Source organism: uncultured Aurantimicrobium sp. (assembly GCF_936931525.1).
Classification (GTDB): Bacteria; Actinomycetota; Actinomycetes; order Actinomycetales; family Microbacteriaceae; genus Aurantimicrobium.
The window spans coordinates 1-2,158 of the sequence record NZ_CAKZII010000011.1 but is presented as its reverse complement, the minus strand read 5'-3'; the positions used below and the strand labels follow the sequence as shown (position 1 = coordinate 2,158).

General features: G+C 54.6%; 5 protein-coding genes. All 5 read right to left on the bottom strand.

Annotated features, from left to right (window positions below):
• Window positions 1–572: DNA-directed RNA polymerase subunit alpha (gene rpoA, locus Q0362_RS00455; RefSeq protein WP_298118530.1), on the bottom strand; the 572-nt coding region annotated here is incomplete at its 3' end.
• Between the two features lie 79 nt (window positions 573–651).
• Complete coding sequence (gene rpsK, locus Q0362_RS00450; protein ID WP_110232741.1) at window positions 652–1,050, bottom strand: 30S ribosomal protein S11; 399 nt, start codon at window positions 1,048–1,050, stop codon at window positions 652–654.
• A 46-nt stretch (window positions 1,051–1,096) separates the two neighbouring features.
• Window positions 1,097–1,471, bottom strand: a complete 375-nt coding sequence (gene rpsM / locus Q0362_RS00445; RefSeq protein ID WP_280794513.1) for a 30S ribosomal protein S13 — start codon at window positions 1,469–1,471, stop codon at window positions 1,097–1,099.
• Window positions 1,472–1,636: 165 nt separating this feature from the next.
• Window positions 1,637–1,750, bottom strand: a complete 114-nt coding sequence (gene rpmJ / locus Q0362_RS00440) for a 50S ribosomal protein L36 (RefSeq protein WP_047561540.1) — start codon at window positions 1,748–1,750, stop codon at window positions 1,637–1,639.
• A gap of 71 nt (window positions 1,751–1,821) precedes the next feature.
• Window positions 1,822–2,043 (bottom strand): translation initiation factor IF-1, encoded by a 222-nt coding sequence (gene infA / locus Q0362_RS00435; protein ID WP_110232739.1) that lies wholly within the window; start codon window positions 2,041–2,043, stop codon window positions 1,822–1,824.
• Window positions 2,044–2,158: the final 115 nt, after the last annotated feature.

Genomic DNA, 2,158 nt, shown 5'->3' with positions numbered 1-2,158 from the left:
CGGTCGAAGTCAGTGCGCTCACCGGCACGAGTTGCCTCGACGCGGTAGGTCACCTTGAGTACTGGAGAGTAGATCGAGTCAACAGGAATCTGACCTGCTTCGGAGAACTCTGAACGGTTCTGGCTACCGGAGACGTAGCCGCGGCCACGCTCGATGGTCAGTTCGAGTTCGAACTTTGCCTTGTCGTTCAGGGTTGCGATCACGAGCTCAGGGTTGTGAATCTCAACACCAGCAGGTGCGGAGATGTCAGCAGCGGTAACAACACCGGAACCCTGCTTACGGAGGTAAGCGGTGATGGGCTCGTCGTGCTCGCTGGAGACAACCAGAGACTTGATGTTCAGGATGATTTCAGTTGCATCTTCCTTGACACCAGGAATGGTGGAGAACTCGTGGAGTACGCCATCCAGACGGATGCTGGTTACTGCTGCACCAGGAATGCTGGAGAGCAGGGTACGACGCATGGAGTTACCCAAGGTGTAACCAAAACCAGGTTCCAGCGGTTCAATGATGAAACGTGAACGGTATTCAGAGATGTTCTCTTCGGAAAGCGTGGGGCGCTGTGCAATGAGCACTATGTATTCCTTTCGGCTGAGTGTCCGATATATGACACTCGCGTGAGCGGGGTTATTGAGTTATAAAACGGGGGAAAGACTAAACGCGACGACGCTTAGGTGGACGGCAACCGTTGTGAGCCTGTGGGGTCACATCGGAAATCGAACCAACCTCGAGGCCAGCGGCCTGAAGCGAACGAATTGCGGTTTCACGACCAGAGCCGGGGCCCTTGACGAAAACATCAACCTTCTTCATGCCGTGCTCTTGTGCCTGGCGTGCTGCAGACTCTGCTGCGAGCTGTGCTGCGAAGGGAGTCGACTTACGTGAACCCTTGAAGCCAACCTGACCAGATGACGACCAGCTGATTACTGCACCGGTGGTGTCAGTGATCGACACGATGGTGTTGTTGAACGTGCTCTTGATGTGGGCCTGGCCCACAGCAACGTTCTTCTTGTCCTTTTTGCGCGGCTTGCGAACTGCCGACTTAGGTGCTGCCATGATTTCTCCTAAAACCTAATGAGGGGGCTAAAACCCGCGAAGCGGATTACTTAGCCTTCTTCTTGCCGGCGACGGTACGCTTTGGTCCCTTGCGGGTACGTGCGTTGGTCTTGGTGCGCTGTCCGCGGACAGGAAGACCCTTACGGTGACGGATACCTTCGTAGCTACCGATCTCAACCTTGCGGCGAATGTCGGCCTGTACTTCACGGCGGAGGTCACCCTCTACGCGGAAAGTACCTTCGATGTAGTCACGCAGAGCGACCAGCTGGTCGTCGGTGAGGTCCTTGACGCGGATGTCTCCGCTGATGTTGGTGTCAGCGAGAGTCTTTAGTGCTCGCGTACGACCAACGCCGTAGATGTATGTCAGTGCAACTTCCACGCGCTTTTCGCGGGGAATGTCTACTCCGGCAAGACGTGCCATGGTGGCATCTCCTTGTGTGTAGTGGAGGTGTGGAGCATTCCCGGTGCCACGGCCTCCAACCGTAGGTGTCCCTTACTTGCGTAAGTTCTTGGGAGTGCTTTGTTTAGTTGTTGCGGCGAACCGCGGGATCACTCTTGCGAGTGAAAATCTGTGGGAGTCTTTCGACTAGCCCTGGCGCTGCTTGTGACGAGGGTTCTCGCAGATCACCATGACGTTTCCGTGGCGACGAATAACCTTGCACTTGTCGCAGATGGGCTTAACGCTGGGGTTAACCTTCATTGTTCTTTTCCTTTTATCGCTGTCTTCGTACCGAAGCCTTGTGGGCTCTGGCCGTTACTTCTCAGTAACCCTTATTTGTAGCGGTAGACGATACGTCCACGGGTGAGGTCGTAAGGGCTGAGCTCTACGATGACCTTGTCCTCAGGGAGGATTCGGATGTAGTGCTGACGCATCTTGCCCGAGATGTGGGCAAGAACCTTGTGGCCATTAGTCAGCTCAACGCGGAACATTGCGTTGGGCAACGCTTCGGTGATCGAACCTTCGATCTCGATGACGCCGTCTTTTTTGGCCATAACTCACTTATCGCTTTATTGGGGATTACTGGTCTTGCGGATGCAAAATGATTTCTGACGACACGCCAAAGGCATGGCAACAGACACCAAAGTCCAAGCTTATGTGATATTCCCG

Bases quoted from the DNA above. Each gene is read 5' to 3' on its own strand.
- rpsM (WP_280794513.1), bottom strand. From the start codon at position 1,471: ATGGCACGTCTTGCCGGAGTAGACATTCCCCGCGAAAAGCGCGTGGAA.
- rpsK (WP_110232741.1), bottom strand. From the start codon at position 1,050: ATGGCAGCACCTAAGTCGGCAGTTCGCAAGCCGCGCAAAAAGGACAAG.
- rpmJ (WP_047561540.1), bottom strand. From the start codon at position 1,750: ATGAAGGTTAACCCCAGCGTTAAGCCCATCTGCGACAAGTGCAAGGTT.
- infA (WP_110232739.1), bottom strand. From the start codon at position 2,043: ATGGCCAAAAAAGACGGCGTCATCGAGATCGAAGGTTCGATCACCGAA.